We start from the raw sequence: 16,655 nt of genomic DNA, 5'->3' as shown, positions 1-16,655 counted from the left end.
CGGCTTACCGGATCTGGTTCAGCAGCTCGGCGCCGCGGGTCACCACCCGCGTCTCCGGCTGCAGGCCGGCCACCACCATGACACGCTCGCCGTCCAGCGGCTCGATGCGGATCTCGCGCGGCTCGAAGCGTTCCCCCGTCGTCTTCACATAGACGAGGTTCTGCCCGTTCTGGCCCCGAATGACCGCGGCGCGCGGCACGGCGAGGCCTGAGCGCTCGGCGCCGCTCGAGGCGGTCACCGTGACGAGCTGGCCGAGCCTCAGGCCCTGCGTGTCGCCCTCGATCAGGAAATGCACGGGAATGGCCTGGTTGCGGTCGGCGAAGCCGGCGCCGCGATAGGCGAGCTGCTCGCTGCGTCCTTCGGCGGTGCGCATGGCGGCACCGCGCTCGCCGACGGCAATGTCGAAGGACAGCGCCTCGACCCAGAGCTTGGCGGGATCGACGATCAGGAACACCACCGTCGCCGGATCGGCGATCTGGCCGGCCATGGCATTGGCCGCGGCGATGACGCCGCCGACCGGCGCGATCAGCGCCTCCGGCTCGCGCTTGAACCGATCGAGCCGGGCGCGCCGCTCCTTCAGGCCCTGGATCTCCAGGCGCAGCTCGTCTGCCTGGACGCGCGGCGCCGCCGGTCCCATCTGGATGGCCCTGGTCAGCCGGGCCTCGGCGAGCGCGATCTGCTGGTCGAGCTCGGCGGCGCGCTGGCGCTGGTCGGAGGCTTCGGCCGCGGTCAGGGGCGGTGTCACGAAGCCGAGCACGTCGCCGGCCTCGACGCGCGTGCCGAGGCGCGGGAAGCCGCCCGGCGGCGGCGACAGGCGCCCGGCAACGGCTGCCTGGACGTTGCCCGAGGCATTCGGGTCGGGAATGACGCGGCCGGGCAGCTCGATCGAGCGGCCATGCGCCGCGGTCTCGACGTAATGCGTACGGATGCCGAGGATGCGCTGGCTGGCCTTGGGCACGAAGACAGCGCCGTCCGGCAGGCGCACGGCGACATCGCGTTCCGGCGCGGCCGCCGAGGACCGGCCGTGGTCATGACCATGATCGTGGCCCTCGTGCGCCCGGGCCCCCTCGCCCGTCGTGGCAAGTCCGAGGCCGAGACCGAGCAGCAGGACGGCAGCCCGGGTCCGCCGGCGGCGGAACATGACGGCGACGAGGATGCCGGCGGCAAAGCTCACGCCGGCGATCACGTAGAGCGGGGCGTCATGACTGGCGATGCGCGCCCTGAGCCCCTCCGCGAAGGCCGAGGAGACGAGCCAGGAGCCCTGGGCCGCCGGCGCTTCCGCCGCGCCTTCCGGGATGACCAGGGTCGCGGTCATGATCTCGGTCTCGCCGCGCGCCGTCACGGTGAACAGCAATTCGTGCGAGCCGGCCTGCCGCGCCCAGGGCGCCGGCACCGACCAGGTGTCCGCCGCGGCGCCGGTCTTGGTGGCGACGACCGATCCGCCGGGACCGTCCAGCGCGATCTCCGCATCGGCGATCGGCTCGTTGGTCCGAAAATCGTCGAGCGTGATCTCCAGCGTCTCGCCGCGCCGGACCACGACCAGCTCGAAACCGGCCGAGACGGCATCGGCGCGCGGCGCGAGCGCGGTCGGCGGCGGCGGAGCCGCCTCGTCATGGCCGGGATGCGCGACGGCGGGCGTCGTCATCAGGGCAAGGAACAGCAGCAGTCCGGCAATCGGCAGGCGCATCAAGGGCATCATGAAACCGGTTGAAGGGTCATCGTGCGCCCGATGTGCGTGGCTCCTGTTACGCCCCGATTGCTTGATTGTTACCGATTGTTGCAGCAGGCAAAGGCAAGGTGACGGTCACGCGCAGGCCGCCGCCGCCGCGGTTCGCCATGGTCACATCGCCGCCATGGCCGCGCAGGATCGTGCGCGCGACGGTCAATCCAAGGCCAACCCCGCCGGTTTCGACGTTGCGCGAGGCTTCCAGGCGCACGAAGGGCCGGAACACATCCTCGACGGCATCGGCCGGAATGCCCGGCCCGTCGTCGTCGATCGTCGCCAGGGCCGCCGTGCCGACCACCGCCAGCGTCACTCTGGCGCAGCCGCCATATTTGACCGCGTTGTCGACCAGGTTGGACAAGGCGCGTTTCAGCGCCAGGCGGCGGCCGCGAATCACGACGGCGCGCGGGCCGTCGTAGCTGACCACGGCGCCCTGGTCGGCGAGGTCGTCGACGATCGTCTCGACGAGGCTCGCCAGATCGATCGATCGCACCTCCTCGTCGGCCCTGTCGCCCTTGAGGAAGGCGAGCGTGCCCTCCAGCATGCGCTCCATCTCGGTGAGGTCGGCGGCGATCAGCCGGCGCCGGCTGGCCGGCAGGTCCTCGATCCGGAAGCGCAGCCGCGTGATCGGCGTCTTCAGATCATGCGACACGGCGGCGAGCGTCTGGGTGCGGTCGTCCACGAGCTTGCGGATGCGATCCTGCATCTCGTTGAACGCGTGGGCGAGCTCGCGCACCTCGCGTGGCCCGGTTTCGGCGATCAGTTTCGGCTCGGCGGTCGCATAGAGCGTGCGCGCCGCCGCGGTGAAGGTGGCGAGCGGCCGCGTGAACCAGCGGACCAGGAGGATGCCGACAATGACGATGCCGACGGCCATCAAGGTGGTCGACAGCACGGTTCCGTGACCGGAATCGAAGTGATTGTGCGGGCGCACCTGCACCAGGTTGACGTTCACCCAGGTCGCGTCGGGCAGCCGGATCGACACGAGCGCGACGTGCGGATCGCTTTCGGCCGCGGTATGGGCGCCGGTTGCCACCCCGTCCGTTCCGATATCCGGTGCCGTCTCCAGCACGCGCGCACGCAGCCCGGCGAGGAACGGCGACGACGCCGTGATCGGGATCGCCTGGCGCTCCGTGCTCCAATGGGCATTCAGCGGCCCGCCTGACAGGGCGTGGGCCGTGGCGTCGCGCTCGGCCGGCGCGGCCCGCGCCACCGCCCGGGCGACGGTGACCAGCCGGTCGGCGACCAGCGCCTCGTTGGTCAGCGAGACCTCCTGCTCGATCGACGACTGGTAGGCCCAGAGGCTCGCCAGGTGCAGGACGCCCATCGCCACCAGCAGCACCACGATGGTGCGGCCGGCAATCGTGTCGACGAGCCATTTCATGCCCGTTCGACCTTGGGCACGAACATGTAGCCGGCTCCGCGGATTGTCTTGATCATCGGTGGCGAGCTCTCGGTCGGCTCGATCTTGCGCCTCAGGCGGCTGATCTGCACGTCGATCGAGCGGTCGAAGCCGGTCGCGACGCGGTTGCGCGCGAGGTCGAGGAGCTGGTCCCGCGACAGCACACGCTGCGGGCCCTCGATGAAGGCGAGCAGAAGGTCGTATTCGCCGGTCGACAGATCGACCACCACGCCGCCGGGGTCGGTCAGCTCGCGCCGCGCCGGATCGAGCGCCCAGCCCTCGAAGCGGAACAGCCGCGCCGGCGCGCCGCTCGCGGCGGCGCCGACATTGACGCGGCGCAGCACAGCCTTGATCCGGGCCAGCAGCTCGCGCGGGCTGAACGGCTTGGCGATATAGTCGTCGGCGCCGATCTCGAGTCCGACGATCCGGTCCGTCTCGTCACCCTTGGCGGTGAGCATGACGATCGGCAGCGAGGAGGTGCGCCTGATCTCGCGGGCGAGGTCGAGGCCGCTCGCGCCGGGCAGCATGACGTCGAGCACGACGAGGTTGATTGCGGCGCTGTCGAGAACCTCGCGCATTTCCCGGCCGTCGCGCGCGGCCGAGACCCGAAAGCCATTGTCGCGCAGGAACTTGGAAACGAGCGACCGGATCGCGCCGTCGTCGTCGACGACGAGGACATGCGGTTCCGGATCGATCGCCGCATGCGCCGGAAAGGGCTTGTCATCGTCCTGCATCAATTCCCTCGTCAATGCTCGCCCGGTCGCGATCGTCGCCCGGCCGAGACGCCGCGGCGGATCGGTTCTCTCGGCGGGGGGACGCCCGCCCCGATGTTAGCCGCTTCGAATTGCGATTGAACAGCGCCCGCCATCCGCCTACCACTGCCTGAAGTCCCAGCGCCGTCACGAGCCGTCATGAATGCCCTGACCGCCTTCAATCTCGCCGAATTCGCCAATACGCTGGTCAGCCTGACGACCGCCTTCGTGCTCGGCACCGCGATCGGCGCCGAGCGGCAGTACCGCCAGCGCACCGCCGGCCTCAGGACCGCCGTGCTGGTGGCGGTCGGCGCGGCCGCCTTCGTCGATCTCGGCATGCGGCTGGAGGGCACCCGCGGCGCCATCCAGGTCACCGCCTATGTCGTCTCCGGCATCGGCTTCCTGGGCGCCGGCGTGATCATGAAGGAAGGCATGAACGTGCGCGGCCTCAACACGGCCGCGACGCTCTGGTGCTCGGCCGCGGTCGGCGCCTTCGCCGGCGCCGACCTGCCGGCGGAGGCGGTGCTGCTCGCCATCATCGTGCTCGCCGGCAATACGCTGCTGCGGCCGCTGGTGAACGCCATCAACCGCTGGCCGATCGACGAAACCCAGACCGAGGCGAACTACGAAGTGCGCGTGACCGTGCCGGCCGAGCGGCTGGATCAGGCGCGCGAGCTCGTCACCGAACTCCTCGAAAAGGCGCATTATCCGCCGCGCGAGATCGACACGGTGACCCGCGCCGACGATCGCGTGGAGGTGGTGGCGGGGCTGTCCTCGACGGCCGTGGAGCCGGCCGAGCTCGACGCGGTGGCGGCTCAGCTCGAAGCCCAGCCCTTCGTCATGCACGCGACCTGGACGATCCGCACCTCGGACTGAGCCGGGCCGCGCGCCGCGGTCACGAACCCTCGGGAAACTCCTCCGGCACCCAGATCCGCACCTTGCCGATATTGCGGTCGTCGCGCTCGACCACCTCGAAGGCGAGCCCGCTGTCGACCACGCGCTCGTGGATCGCGGGCAGATGGCCGAGGCGCGAGAGCAGGTAGCCTGCCAGCGTCGCATAGCGGTCGTGGCGATCGACGAGATTGGTGCCGATGAGGTCGCTCAGCCGGCGGATGTCGATCGCCCCGTCGACCAGCCAGGCCCCGTCCCCGGTCCGTTCGACCTGCGCGACCGCCTCGCCCTCGTCGGGAAACTCGCCCGCGATCGCCTCGAGCATGTCGGCCGGTGTCGCGATGCCCTCGAAGGCGCCGTGCTCGTCGACGATCAGCACCATCTGGATCGGGGCATGGCGCAGCTGCTCCATGACATAGAGCACCTTGGCGCTTTCATGCACCACGAGCGGCTGGCGCATGACCCGCTGCCAGTCGATGGCGCCGTTGTCGATCAGCCCGTCCAGCAGGTCCTTGACCAGCGCCACCCCGACGAAGTCGTCGATGCGCTGGCGCGCGAGGACCACGCGCGAATGGGCGAGCGCGCGAATATCGGCCTTCTGACGTTCCGGCGGATCGTCGAGGTCGAGCCATTCCACCTTGTGGCGCGGCGACATGACCGAGCGGATCGGCCTTTCGGCGAGATCGAGGACGCCGCGGATCATCGCCTTTTCCTGGGGCTTGAAGACGTCGGCCGCCGCGGTCTGCTCCGCGATCACGTCCGCAGTCTCGCCGAGCGGCCCCGCCTCCTTGCCGCCGCCCAGCAGGCGCAGGACGGCCGATGCCGTCCGGTCGCGCAGATCCATGGCGGAAATGGCCGGCACGCGGTTGCGCCGGGCCACCTGGTTGGCGGCCTCGATCAACACGGAGAAGCCGATGGCGGCATAGAGATAGCCCTTCGGAATGTGGAAACCGAAGCCTTCGACCACCAGGCTGAAACCGATCATCATCAGGAAGCCGAGACAGAGGATGATGACGGTCGGGTGCCGGCTGACGAAACGCATCAGCGGCCCGGAGGCCGCCAGCATGACGCCCACCGCGATCACGACGGCGATCATCATGACCGCCACGTCGTCGACCATGCCGACCGCCGTGATGACGCTGTCGAGCGAGAAGACGAGGTCGAGCACCACGATCTGCGCGATGACCTGCCAGAACACCGCATGGGCGACCTTGCCGCCATGGTGCTCCTGCGTCCCTTCCAGGCGATGGTGCAGCTCCATCGTGCCCTTGGCGAGCAGGAAGGCGCCGCCGAGGATCAGGATGATGTCGCGGCCGGAAAACGGCCAGCCGGCGAGCGAAAAGAGCGGCTGCCTGAGGCTGACGATCCAGGCGATCGAGGCGAGGAGACCGAGCCGCATGATCAGCGCCAGCGACAGGCCGATGAGGCGGGCCCGGTTGCGCTGATGCGGCGGCAGCTTGTCGGCGAGGATGGCAATGAACACGAGATTGTCGATCCCGAGCACGATCTCCAGCGCGACGAGCGTGCCGAGACCGATCCAGGCATTGGGGTCGGCGATCCATTCCATGGTCAGCATTGTCCTTTCGGCGTCCGGCCGGGCCGGCACAACGCCGTGCGACCGGCGGCGCGCTGCGGCGCCGTCGGGGTGAAATCGTCAGAAGGTTGGGTCAGGGAAGCAGGCGCTGGCACCACGAGACGCGGTGCCAGCCGACTTCGTGGCTGGGGACTGGATGGGTCTTCGCTGTCGCTGTCCGGCATTCGCCGCGGCCGATCCCGCCTGTCCGTTGCAAGGCGCGCATGATGCCAAGGCCCCCAGCGCCGCTCAAGATGGCGGCGCGATCCAGATTGCCGCACCCGTCAGCGGAAATAATGCGGATGGCGCGCCCGGATGGTCGGCCCGAAGGCGATCGACTTCGACAGATGCTCGCGGATCGCGGCCTGTGCGGCCGCCGCGTCGCCCGCCCCGATGGCCGCGGCGATGGAGAAATGGTCGGCGACGACCTGCTGCGCCTTGCCGCCGAGCGGCAGGTGCAGGCGGCGCAGCCGGTCGATCTGGCCGCTCTCGCGCCGCACCAGCTGCCACAGATGCGCGACGCCGGCCGCCTCGTAGAGCAGTTCGTGGAAGGCGAGATCAAGCGCCGCGAACGGATCGAGCTCGCCCCGGCCGACCAGCCAATCCTGCTGCTCGGCGATTGCGCGCAACCGTTGCGCAAGCCCGGCGGGCGGCGCCTCCGCCAGCACCCTGGCGATCTCGATCTCGATCGAGCGGCGCAGGAAATGGGCCTGGCGCGCCGCGTCGAGGTCGATCAGGCTGACGCGCGTCGCATGCTGCGGGAAGATGTCGACGAGGCCTTCGGCCCTCAGCCGCAGCAGGGCATCGCGAAGAGGCGTGGAGGACACGGCGAAGCGCGCCTGCAGTTCGGCCCGCGGCAAGGCAGCGCCGGGCAACAGGACAAGCCCGACGATCTCGCCGCGCAAGGCCTCGAAGACGCGCGCGGCGGCGTGCCGGGAGTGGTCGACCCGCCCGGGCGCGCCGCGTCCGGGCTCCGTCACGCTGGTCGTCGCGTCCAGGATCGTCATGGCGCTCCCATAGCACGATCGCCTGTCGTTGACACGCTAATGCATTAGTGTTTCTGTCGAACCCTGCAAAGGAGGCGGTGCTTTTCCGCGACACTCGCTCGCCATGGTCCCCTGCCCGTTTGGATCGGTCCAGGTCCGAGGCGGGGCCAAGCCGGCGCCGGCCTTGTCGCCAAACCGCCCGAGCCAGACCGAGCCTCCGGGAGAGACGCGTCCATGACCCGCAAATCGCCTTCGGACCTGCGCAGCGCCCGCTGGTTCGCCGCCGACGACCTGCGCAGCTTCGGGCATCGCTCGCGCTGGATGCAGATGGGCTACGATCCGGAGGACTGGGCCGGCAAGCCGATGATCGCCATCCTCAACACCTGGTCCGACGCCCAGCCCTGCCATGCCCATTTCAAGACGCGGGTCGAGGACGTCAAACGCGGCGTGCTGCAGGCCGGCGGCTTTCCGATCGAGCTGCCGGCGCTGTCGCTCTCCGAGAGCAACGTCAAGCCGAGCACCATGCTCTACCGCAACCTGCTCGCCATGGACGCCGAGGAGCTGATCCGCTCGCATTCGGTCGACGGCGTGGTGCTGATGGGCGGCTGCGACAAGACCACCCCGGCCCTGCTCATGGGGGCGACCAGCGCCGGCCTGCCAACCATCTATGTGCCGGCAGGCCCGATGCTGCGCGGCAACTGGAAGGGCAAGGTGCTGGGATCGGGCTCGGATGCCTGGAAATACTGGGACGAGCGCCGCGCCGGCAAGATCAGCGACGCCGAATGGACCGAGGTCGAAGGCGGCATCGCCCGCTCCTACGGCGTGTGCATGACCATGGGCACGGCCTCGACCATGACCGCGATCGCCGAGGCGATCGGCATGACCCTGCCCGGCGCGTCGGCGATCCCCGCCGCCGACGCCAACCATATCCGCATGTGCACGCAGTCGGGCCGGCGCATCGTCGACATGGTCTGGGAGGACCTGACGCCGCCGAAGGTCCAGACCCGCAAGGCCTACGAGAACGGCATTGCGGTCGCCATGGCGATGGGCTGCTCGACCAATGCGATCATCCACGTCATCGCCATGGCCCGGCGTGCCGGCGTCGACATCAGCCTCGACGATTTCGACCGGATGAGCCGGACCGTGCCGGTCATCGCCAATGTGCGGCCGAGCGGCGAAACCTATCTGATGGAGGACTTCTTTTATGCCGGCGGCCTGCGCGGCCTGATGAGCCGGCTGAAGGACCACCTTCACCTCGACGCCGTGACCGTGACGGGGCAGACGCTCGCCGCGGCGCTCGAGGGCGCCGAGGTCTATAATGACGACGTCATCCGGACGATCGACAATCCGATCTATGCCGAGGGCGCGCTGGCCGTGCTGCGCGGCAACCTCGCGCCCGACGGCTGCGTGATCAAGCCGAGCGCCTGCGCCCAGCGCTTCCTCAGGCATACCGGCCCCGCCCTCGTCTTCGACGACTACCCGTCGATGAAGGCCAATATCGACCGCGACGACCTCGAGGTGACCGAGGACCATGTGCTGGTGCTGCGCAATGCCGGCCCGCACGGCGGTCCGGGCATGCCGGAATGGGGCATGCTTCCGATCCCCAGAAAGCTGGTGAAGCAGGGTGTCCGCGACATGGTCCGGATTTCCGATGCGCGCATGTCCGGCACCAGCTACGGCGCCTGCATCCTGCACGTCTCGCCGGAAGCCTATATCGGCGGCCCGCTGGCGCTCGTCCGGACCGGCGACATGATCTCGCTCGACGTCGCCGCGCGCAGCATCACGCTCGACGTCGCCGAGGACGAGCTCGCCCGCCGCCGCGCGGCCTGGGTCGCACCGCCCAGGCGCTACGAGCGCGGCTACGGCTGGATGTTCACCCGCCACATCCGCCAGGCCCATGACGGCTGCGACTTCGACTTCCTGGAAACCCAGTTCGGCGCGCCGGTCGGCGAGCCGGCGATCTATTGAGGACCGGCCATGGCTCTTGCCGAAACGACGCGGGCGAAGCTGAAGGGCGTCTCCACCGCCACCATCTGCACCGCGCTCTACAAGCGCGGCCTGCGCAACCAGTTCATCCAGGACGTCCGCCCGCTCAATCCCGCGCTCGGCACCATGGTCGGCGAAGCCTATACGCTGCGCTACATTCCCGCGCGCGAGGACCTCAACCCCTTGAGCGTCTTCCTCGACCGCGGCCATCCCCAGCGCAAGGCGGTTGAGGAATGCCCTCCGGGCGCGGTCATGGTCATCGACAGCCGCAAGGATGCCCGCGCGGCCTCGGCCGGCGGCATCCTGGTGTCGCGCCTGATGAAGCGCGGGGTTGCCGGCATCGTCACCGACGGCGGCTTCCGCGACAGTCCCGAGATCGCCGGGCTCGCCATTCCCGCCTATCACAACAGGCCCTCGGCCCCGACCAACCTCACCCGCCACCAGGCCCTCGACATCAACGTGCCGATCGGCTGCGGCGACGCCCCGGTCTTTCCCGGCGACGTCGTCGTCGGCGACGGCGAGGGCGTGGTGATCATCCCCGCCGAAATCGCCGATGAGATCGCCGACGAGGCAGTGGAAATGACCGCCTTCGAGGATTTCGTCACCGAGAAGGTGCTGGAGGGCCGCTCGATCCTCGGCCTCTACCCGCCGACGGACGAACAGTCGAAGGTCGATTTCGCCGCCTGGCGCAAGGCGAAGGGGCGCTGAGGGAGGCTGCGACGCGCGCAGGCTCTTTGATACGCCTCCCCGGAAGTCGGCCGCGCTTCGGGGGCGGCTCCAAGGCGCGGGCACCTCAGGCCGAGGCTTGTTGAGTATTGCATGTCTGACTGTGTCATCGGGACGCAGTCCATGGCGCCGCGTGAGCAGGCAGTCCGCAAGTCCCACCATTCGTCATGGTGAGCGCGGCCGCGCCTGGCGCATCCTATCTCCGTAGCGCTGCCGCCAGGTCGCCGCGGCCCTTGATCTCGACCTGCTCCAGGCCGAGCCAGGTCGCCATCAGCTTCAGCTCCGCCATCAAGGGCTCGATCACGGTATCCGGCGCGACGCCTGCCTCGGCATGCGCCGCCTGCACGACCAGGGCCGAGCGGGCGCGGTCGGCCTTGAGATCGGCGCGGCCGACGATCGTGTCGCCGAGCAGGAAGGGCAGCACGTAATAGCCATGGGTGCGCTTGTGCTCCGGCACGTAGATTTCCAGCCGGATCCGGGCGCCGAACAGCGCCTCGGTGCGCTCGCGCTGCCAGACGAGCGGATCGAACGGGGCCAGCAGAGCGCGCGCTTCGATGCGCCGCGGGATGCGCGCGCCGCGGGCGAGATAGCCGGGCTTCGACCAGCCCTCGACCGTCACCGGCTGCAGCTCGCCGCTGTCGACGAGGCTTGCTACCGCCGCGCGGGCATCGGCCACCTCCAGCCGGAAATAGTCGCGCAGGCAGCGCTCGGTAGCGACGCCCATCGCGCGCGCGGCGATGCCGACCAGGTGCCGGTGCGCTTCGGCCTCGTCGGGCGTCGGCGCTGCGACGACGTGGTGCGGCAGCACGCGCTCGGTCAGGTCGTAGACCCTTTCGAAGGCGCCCCGGCGAGTCCGTGTCGTGACCTCCCCGGCCCAGAACAGCCACTCGATGGCGCGCTTGCCGTCGGACCAGCCCCACCAGCCGCCCTCGCCGCGATGGTCGTGCGAAAGCTCGCTCGCCGCCAGCGGGCCGCGATCGGCGATCTCGCGCCGCACCTCGCCGATCAGTTCGCCGCGTTCCCGGCCGAACTTGGCGAGCCCGGAATAGATGCCTTCGCCGCGCGCGGCGCGCGCCATGCGCCAGCGCAGCACCGGCTGCAGCTCCACCGGCATGTAGGAAGCCTCATGCCCCCAATATTCGAACAGGCTGCGCTTGCGCCCGCCATAGGCGAGCTGGTCGAGATCGTCGGTGTCGTAGCGACCGAGCCGGGAAAAGCCCGGCAAGGTGTGGGCGCGGGCGACGACATTGACGGAATCGATCTGCACGACGCCGAGCCGCTCGACCATGGCCTTGAGGTCGCGCCGGCGGGCCGGCTGTTCGCCACGCTCGCCGCCGAACCCCTGGGCGGCGAGCACGATGCGCCGGGCCTGCTTGAGCGAAAGACTGTCTGAACGGCGCGGAATCGGGATCATGCCACCCATGATAGAACCGTTGCCGCGCCATCCAAACCTCGGTCGGCCCTATTGCGGCTCGATGCCCGCGGACTTGACGATGTCACGATAGCGGTCGCGCTCGGCGGCGCTGAAGGCCGCGAATTCGTCGGGCGAGTTCGGCGCCGCCACGGCTCCGATCTCCTTCAGCTTGGCGATCACGTCGGGCTGCGAATAGATGCGCTTCACTTCGGCCGAGATCAGATCGACGACCGGCCGCGGCGTGCCGGCGGGTGCGAACAGGCCGTGCCAGGTTGCGACGTCGAAGCCTGGCAGGGTCTCGGCGATGGCCGGCACGTCGGGCGCCGTCGGGCTGCGCTCGCGGCTGGTGACGGCGATGGCGCGGACGGTGCCGCCCTGCGCCTGCGGCCAGGCCAGTGTCATGTTGTCGAAGGCAAGGTCGAGATGGCCGCCGGCCAGCGCGTTCATGATCTCGTTCGAGCTGCGGAACGGGATATGCGTCATCTTCGCCCCGGTCATGTTCTGGAAGATCTCAGCCGGGATATGGTTGGAGGCGCCGATGCCGGAGGAGCCGTAGTTCAGCTTGCCGGAATTGGCCCGCACATAGGTGATCAGCTCGGGCAGCGTGCGTGCCGGAATGCGTGGATTGATCACCAGCAGGTTCGGCAGCGTCGCGAACAGGCTGACGGTCTGGAAGTCCTTGCCCGGATCGTAGGGCAGCGACTTGTAGACATAGGGCGCGATGGCATGGGTGCTGGCCGTGCCGACGAACAGCGTATAGCCGTCATTGGCCTGCCGCGCGGCATGGCCGGCGCCGACGGTGCCGCCCGCACCCGCCCGGTTCTCGACCACGAAGGGCACGCCGAACTTCTGCTGCATCGCCTGGGCGAAAATGCGCGCGAACAGGTCGGTCGTGCCGCCGGCCGTGAACGGCACGATGACCGTCACCTGACGCTGCGGCCAGTTGGCCTGGGCCGGCGCCGCTGCCGTCTGCGCCCCGGCGCCGCCGGCCAGGCCGGCGGCGGCCAGAAGGCACGCCGCCAGCGTCGCAAAGATCAATCTTTTCATGGAGCTCCTCCCATATCCTCTGATTGCGGGCCTCCTTGCATGGAAGCTCCTATGCTCAGATGCTAGCGCGGATTCCGCCGGGCGGCTATGGCCGTGAGCGGCAGGAATCGCGCGCGCGGAGCAGCATTGCCGTGCGGCCGCGCGGCACCCGCGGACCAGGCCCGTGGAAGGCGGGGAAGGAACGGATTTCGCGGTTCAGCCGCCGAGCCAATTGAGCTCGCCCGACGGCCGGGCGATGTCGGGATTGTCGGCCTGCATGCGCTCCCAGACACGCCGGACGACCGTGTCGGCCTCGGCGACCAGGGCATCCTCGTCGATGGTCAGCACCTTGCGGTCGCGCATGACGAAGGCGCCGTCGACCATCACCGAATGGACGATGCCGGGATGGCCGTAATGCACGATGTTGGAGACGAGCCGGATCAGCGGCCGGAGCGCCGGGACATTCAGGTCGATGACGGCGAGGTCGGCCTTCTTGCCGATCGCGATCGAGCCGATCTCGGCGCCGGCGCCGACCGAATGAGCGCCGGCCCGCGTGACCGCGTCCAGCACCTCGTCCGGCGACGGTGAAACACCGCCCTCCTCCGTCCGGCCGCGGCCGGTGCGGTGGATGATCGAGCCGAAGGCCATGGCCTGGAACATGTCCTCGCTCATATTGTCCGTGCCGAAGGCTATGCGCACGCCGGCATCCCGGATCGGGCCGATCAGCGCCTTGTGTGCGCCGCGCCGGGAAATGCTCGCCGGCGTGTGGGCCATCTGCACGCCGCGCTCCGCGAGCAAGGCGATGTCCCTTTCCGTGCAGAAGGTCCAATGCGCCGCGACGAGGTCGGGACCGAGGAAGCCCTCCCGGTCGAGATAGGCGGCGGAGGTCAGCCCGTGAAGGGCCTTGACCGCCGCGACCTCCCCGGGGCTTTGCGACAAATGGATCGTCCGGGTCAGGCCATGGCGGGCGGCCAGCGCGTTGAGCTTGGCCAGCATGGCCGGCGAGCAATTGTCCGGCGCATGGGCCGCCACCTGGCAGCGCACCCGGTCGCCGTGGCTGCCGTGCATGGTTTCGATGAGCGCGCTCGCCCGCTCGATGAACGCGGCGCCGAAGGCCTCGTCCACGGCATAGTCGCCATGGCGGATGCGGCGCGTGTCGATGTCGGCGCAGGATTCCGACAGCCACAGCCTGAGGCCGGTCGCCGCCATGGCGCCGGCATAGGTCGCGACATGACGGAACGGATCCACCAGCGTCGTGGTGCCGCTGCGGATCGCCTCGAGGCAACCGAGCGTCGCGACGATCTGGCGTTCCTCGGCGGTCATCACGTAGGAGACCGGCGTCATGTAGCGATAGATCGCATCGCCCGCCCAATCCTCGACGGTGCCGCGCAGCGCCATCAGGACGGTGTGGGTATGGGCGTTGATCAGTCCCGGCAGCACGGCAAGCCGCCGGCCGTCGAAGCGCTCGAACGCCGGATAGAGCGCTTCGAGCTCATGTGTCGGCCCGAGCGCAACGATCCGGCCGCCGTCCACCGCGATCGCGTGATGCTCCAGGACACGCCGTTTTTCGTCACAGGTGACGACGACCGTATCGGATATCAGCAACCCCATGCGGGATGCTCCCCTCAAAGCCGCCGGGTCTTGGCCATGCCGGCCAGGACCTCGTCGACCGCGGTCAGGAACAGGTCGGCATTGTCGCGCGAGAAGACCAGCGGCGGGCGGATCTTCAGCACGTTGGCGGCGGGGCCGGCGGCGCTGATCAGCACCCGCTTTTCGCGCAGGCCGTTGACGAGCGCGGCCGTCTCCGCCGTGGCCGGCGCCTTCGTATCGCGGTCGGTGACGAGCTCCGCGCCGACGAACAGGCCGGCGCCCCTGACATCGCCGATCAGGGCATGGCGGCCGGCAAGCTCCTTGAGGCCTGCCATCAGATGCGCGCCGACCGTGGCGGCATTGGCGACGAGGCCTTCGCCCTCGATCACGTCGAGCACGGCCATGCCGACCGCGCAGGACACGGGATTGCCGCCGAACGTGTTGAAATAGCGCGTCTTCTCGCCGAAGGTCTGGAGGATCTCCGGCTTCGCCACCATGGCGGCGACCGGGTGGCCATTGCCCATCGGCTTGCCCATGGTGACCATGTCGGGGACGAGGCCATGCCGGCCGAACCCCCACAGCCCCGCGCCGGTGCGGCCGAAGCCCGGCTGCACCTCGTCGGCGATGAACAGGCCGCCGGCCTCGCGGATCGCCGCGACCGCCGGCTGCAGGAACCCCGCCGGATCGGAAAAGACGCCGTCGGACGAAAAGATCGTATCGACCAGCAGCGCCGCCGGCTTGATGCCCCGAGCCTGCATGTCGGCGATCGCCGCCTTCACGTTGCGCGCGAAAGTTTCGGCCACGTCGGCGCCGCCGGACCGATAGAGATCGGGCGCCGGCACGGTGCGGACATGCGGGCCGAGCGTGATGCCCGCCCCGAGCGAGGGCGACAGTTCCGAAATCGCCACCGTCACGCCGTGATAGGCGAGCTCCGTGACGATGAACCCCGTGCCGCCGGTGGAGGTGCGGGCGGCGCGATAGGCCAGGTCGTTGGCCTCGCTGCCCGTGCAGGTGAACATGACGTGGCCGAGCTCGGCCGGAAAGGTCGCCAGCAGCCGCTCCGCATAGTCGAGAATGCCGTCGGTGATGTAGCGGGTATGGGTGTTGAGCACCGCCGACTGGCGCGCCAGCGCCGCCACGACATGCGGATGGCAGTGACCGACGGAGGCGACGTTGTTGTAGACGTCGAGATAGGCCTTGCCGTCGGGATCGTAGAGCCAGACTCCCTCGCCGCGCACGAAATGCACGGGATTGGCATAGAACAGCCGATAGGCGGGGCCGAGCAGGCGCTCGCGCCGGGCGATCAGCTGCCGCTCCCGGTCGGCAATGCCGGCAGCCCCGGCCCGGTCATAGGCATTGATCATGGTCATGGCAGCGTGTCCTTGGCGATGGCCTCGCGGAGGAAGGTGACGGCGGCGTCGCGGTCGAGCGCATCGAGCCGGCCAAGACCGGTCCAGGCCGCGGCCTGATTGCGCAGGATGTAGGGAGCGTTGTCGGGATGGCGGGCGGCGCGCCAGGAACTGATCGCAATCGTCAGCGCAAGCCGCGTCGCGACGAGTTCGGGCAGTACCGCGATCTCCTCGTCGGCAAGCGGCAGGACCTGATGGAACGCCTGGGCCATCTCCGCGACGCCCTGCAGCGGATGGCCGTCCCCCGTCACCTGGTAGGCGGCGGCGGTCGCAAGATCCTGGATCAGCGGTGCCCGCACCATGTCGCCGAAATCGATGACGCCGGCGATCTCGTCGTCGGCCTCGGCCGAGGCGAGCACATTGTGCGGGTTGAAGTCGTTGTGCACGACCTGCACCCGGAGGCTCGGCAGGACCGGAAGGACGTGGCGCGCGAAGCGGTCGAGCGCCCGCTCCGGCAATCCCCGCCGTTCGGCATCGGCGATCTCGGCCAGCAGGCCGCGCACCCGCGCCGCCTTCTTCAGGTCCCACAGCAGGTCATGGTCCTCGGCCGGATGCCGGAAGCCTGCCAGCGCCCGGTCGAGGCGGGCCAGGAAGGCGCCGAGCCGCCGGCGCTGGGCCGGGCTGCGCTCGGTCAGGTGCAGCGGCCGCCCGGCAAGATAGGTCAGGCAGCGCACGCGCCGGTCGGACCGCCCCTGCACCCGCCAGACGACGTCGCCGCCCCCGGCCCCGCGCGGCGGCACGACGCGCGGCGTCGCAAGCTCGGGATCCGCTGCCGCGACATGCATCAGCGCCCTGCTCTGGAAATCGGTCACCGCCGGCGGCTCGGCCGGATGCACGACCTTCAGCACGTAGACGGCGCCCGCCGCGTCGGTGAGCTGGAAGTTGTGATCGCGCTCGCCGGTCAGCGGCCGGGCCGTGGCGACGAGCCCGAAATGGTCCCGTGCCAGCGCCACCGCCTCGTCGAGCGACACCGCCGGCGGCGCCTCGTCGAGCAGTTCGCCCAGATGTTCAGCTCCCTGCATCCGCCCGCGGTCTCCTCCGGCCCTTTGGCAACGCGCTCCTTATAGGCGAGATGCCGCCCCGTCATCGACCGGTCATGTCGCCCCGCTGCCATGCAGACGGCGGCCTGGACTTTCCGATGCGCCTGCGGCGGCTTCGATCGCCGCCGCCGGTCGCGACG

At 69.6% G+C, this 16,655-nt stretch carries 13 protein-coding genes; 3 read left to right on the top strand and 10 right to left on the bottom strand.

Translation table 11 applies throughout. The annotated features are described in order from the left end of the window. Positions 1 to 4: 4 nt before the first annotated feature. The 3 genes from OZ671_RS04695 to OZ671_RS04685 are packed head-to-tail and all read right to left on the bottom strand — an operon-like array spanning position 5 to position 3,856. Positions 5 to 1,687, bottom strand: a complete 1,683-nt coding sequence (locus tag OZ671_RS04695) for an efflux RND transporter periplasmic adaptor subunit (RefSeq protein WP_268859652.1) — start codon at positions 1,685 to 1,687, stop codon at positions 5 to 7. A gap of 58 nt (positions 1,688 to 1,745) precedes the next feature. Then, the gene (locus OZ671_RS04690) at positions 1,746 to 3,104 is read right to left on the bottom strand and encodes an ATP-binding protein (RefSeq protein WP_268859651.1); all 1,359 of its coding nucleotides are present in this window, start codon (positions 3,102 to 3,104) and stop codon (positions 1,746 to 1,748) included. Continuing rightward, the gene (locus OZ671_RS04685) at positions 3,101 to 3,856 is read right to left on the bottom strand and encodes a response regulator (RefSeq protein WP_328286339.1); all 756 of its coding nucleotides are present in this window, start codon (positions 3,854 to 3,856) and stop codon (positions 3,101 to 3,103) included. The genes OZ671_RS04690 and OZ671_RS04685 overlap by 4 nt, the downstream gene beginning before the upstream one ends. A gap of 177 nt (positions 3,857 to 4,033) precedes the next feature. Between OZ671_RS04685 and OZ671_RS04680 the strand changes: the two genes are divergently transcribed. Beyond that, entirely contained in the window at positions 4,034 to 4,750 is a 717-nt protein-coding gene (locus OZ671_RS04680) for an MgtC/SapB family protein (RefSeq protein ID WP_038312798.1), read from the top strand. A gap of 19 nt (positions 4,751 to 4,769) precedes the next feature. Here the strand turns inward: OZ671_RS04680 and OZ671_RS04675 are convergent, their stop codons facing one another. Both OZ671_RS04675 and OZ671_RS04670 read right to left on the bottom strand, forming a co-directional pair. Further along, on the bottom strand, positions 4,770 to 6,341 hold the full coding sequence (locus OZ671_RS04675; protein ID WP_268859650.1) for a TerC family protein: 1,572 nt from the start codon (positions 6,339 to 6,341) through the stop codon (positions 4,770 to 4,772). A 281-nt stretch (positions 6,342 to 6,622) separates the two neighbouring features. Continuing rightward, on the bottom strand, positions 6,623 to 7,345 hold the full coding sequence (locus OZ671_RS04670) for a GntR family transcriptional regulator (RefSeq protein WP_268859649.1): 723 nt from the start codon (positions 7,343 to 7,345) through the stop codon (positions 6,623 to 6,625). Between the two features lie 213 nt (positions 7,346 to 7,558). On the opposite strand from OZ671_RS04670, the gene araD reads away from it, so the two are divergent. Continuing rightward, on the top strand, positions 7,559 to 9,292 hold the full coding sequence (gene araD, locus OZ671_RS04665; RefSeq protein ID WP_268859648.1) for an L-arabinonate dehydratase: 1,734 nt from the start codon (positions 7,559 to 7,561) through the stop codon (positions 9,290 to 9,292). A 9-nt stretch (positions 9,293 to 9,301) separates the two neighbouring features. Further along, positions 9,302 to 10,018, top strand: coding sequence for a ribonuclease activity regulator RraA (locus OZ671_RS04660; RefSeq protein WP_268859647.1), 717 nt, complete (start codon positions 9,302 to 9,304; stop codon positions 10,016 to 10,018). Positions 10,019 to 10,232: 214 nt separating this feature from the next. Here OZ671_RS04660 and OZ671_RS04655 read toward each other — a convergent pair whose 3' ends face one another. From OZ671_RS04655 to OZ671_RS04635, 5 genes are all read right to left on the bottom strand, one after another. Beyond that, positions 10,233 to 11,450, bottom strand: a complete 1,218-nt coding sequence (locus OZ671_RS04655) for a winged helix-turn-helix domain-containing protein (protein ID WP_268859646.1) — start codon at positions 11,448 to 11,450, stop codon at positions 10,233 to 10,235. Between the two features lie 48 nt (positions 11,451 to 11,498). Further along, the gene (locus OZ671_RS04650; protein WP_268859645.1) at positions 11,499 to 12,497 is read right to left on the bottom strand and encodes a Bug family tripartite tricarboxylate transporter substrate binding protein; all 999 of its coding nucleotides are present in this window, start codon (positions 12,495 to 12,497) and stop codon (positions 11,499 to 11,501) included. Positions 12,498 to 12,692: 195 nt separating this feature from the next. Next, entirely contained in the window at positions 12,693 to 14,087 is a 1,395-nt protein-coding gene (locus tag OZ671_RS04645; protein WP_268859644.1) for an amidohydrolase family protein, read from the bottom strand. A gap of 14 nt (positions 14,088 to 14,101) precedes the next feature. Beyond that, positions 14,102 to 15,436 (bottom strand): aspartate aminotransferase family protein, encoded by a 1,335-nt coding sequence (locus tag OZ671_RS04640; protein ID WP_268859643.1) that lies wholly within the window; start codon positions 15,434 to 15,436, stop codon positions 14,102 to 14,104. Then, complete coding sequence (locus OZ671_RS04635) at positions 15,433 to 16,497, bottom strand: phosphotransferase (RefSeq protein WP_268859642.1); 1,065 nt, start codon at positions 16,495 to 16,497, stop codon at positions 15,433 to 15,435. Before OZ671_RS04635 ends, OZ671_RS04640 begins: the two co-directional genes overlap by 4 nt. Positions 16,498 to 16,655 lie beyond the last annotated feature (158 nt).

Origin of the sequence: Phreatobacter sp. AB_2022a (assembly GCF_026847585.1) — a bacterium.
Classification (GTDB): Bacteria; Pseudomonadota; Alphaproteobacteria; order Rhizobiales; family Phreatobacteraceae; genus Phreatobacter.
The sequence above is the reverse complement of the archived record's forward strand: the minus strand, read 5'-3'. Positions and strand labels throughout refer to the sequence as shown.

Bases quoted from the DNA above. Each gene is read 5' to 3' on its own strand.
- OZ671_RS04695 (WP_268859652.1), bottom strand. From the start codon at position 1,687: ATGCGCCTGCCGATTGCCGGACTGCTGCTGTTCCTTGCCCTGATGACG.
- OZ671_RS04690 (WP_268859651.1), bottom strand. From the start codon at position 3,104: ATGAAATGGCTCGTCGACACGATTGCCGGCCGCACCATCGTGGTGCTG.
- OZ671_RS04685 (WP_328286339.1), bottom strand. From the start codon at position 3,856: ATGCAGGACGATGACAAGCCCTTTCCGGCGCATGCGGCGATCGATCCG.
- OZ671_RS04680 (WP_038312798.1), top strand. From the start codon at position 4,034: ATGAATGCCCTGACCGCCTTCAATCTCGCCGAATTCGCCAATACGCTG.
- OZ671_RS04675 (WP_268859650.1), bottom strand. From the start codon at position 6,341: ATGCTGACCATGGAATGGATCGCCGACCCCAATGCCTGGATCGGTCTC.
- OZ671_RS04670 (WP_268859649.1), bottom strand. From the start codon at position 7,345: ATGACGATCCTGGACGCGACGACCAGCGTGACGGAGCCCGGACGCGGC.
- araD (WP_268859648.1), top strand. From the start codon at position 7,559: ATGACCCGCAAATCGCCTTCGGACCTGCGCAGCGCCCGCTGGTTCGCC.
- OZ671_RS04660 (WP_268859647.1), top strand. From the start codon at position 9,302: ATGGCTCTTGCCGAAACGACGCGGGCGAAGCTGAAGGGCGTCTCCACC.
- OZ671_RS04655 (WP_268859646.1), bottom strand. From the start codon at position 11,450: ATGATCCCGATTCCGCGCCGTTCAGACAGTCTTTCGCTCAAGCAGGCC.
- OZ671_RS04650 (WP_268859645.1), bottom strand. From the start codon at position 12,497: ATGAAAAGATTGATCTTTGCGACGCTGGCGGCGTGCCTTCTGGCCGCC.
- OZ671_RS04645 (WP_268859644.1), bottom strand. From the start codon at position 14,087: ATGGGGTTGCTGATATCCGATACGGTCGTCGTCACCTGTGACGAAAAA.
- OZ671_RS04640 (WP_268859643.1), bottom strand. From the start codon at position 15,436: ATGACCATGATCAATGCCTATGACCGGGCCGGGGCTGCCGGCATTGCC.
- OZ671_RS04635 (WP_268859642.1), bottom strand. From the start codon at position 16,497: ATGCAGGGAGCTGAACATCTGGGCGAACTGCTCGACGAGGCGCCGCCG.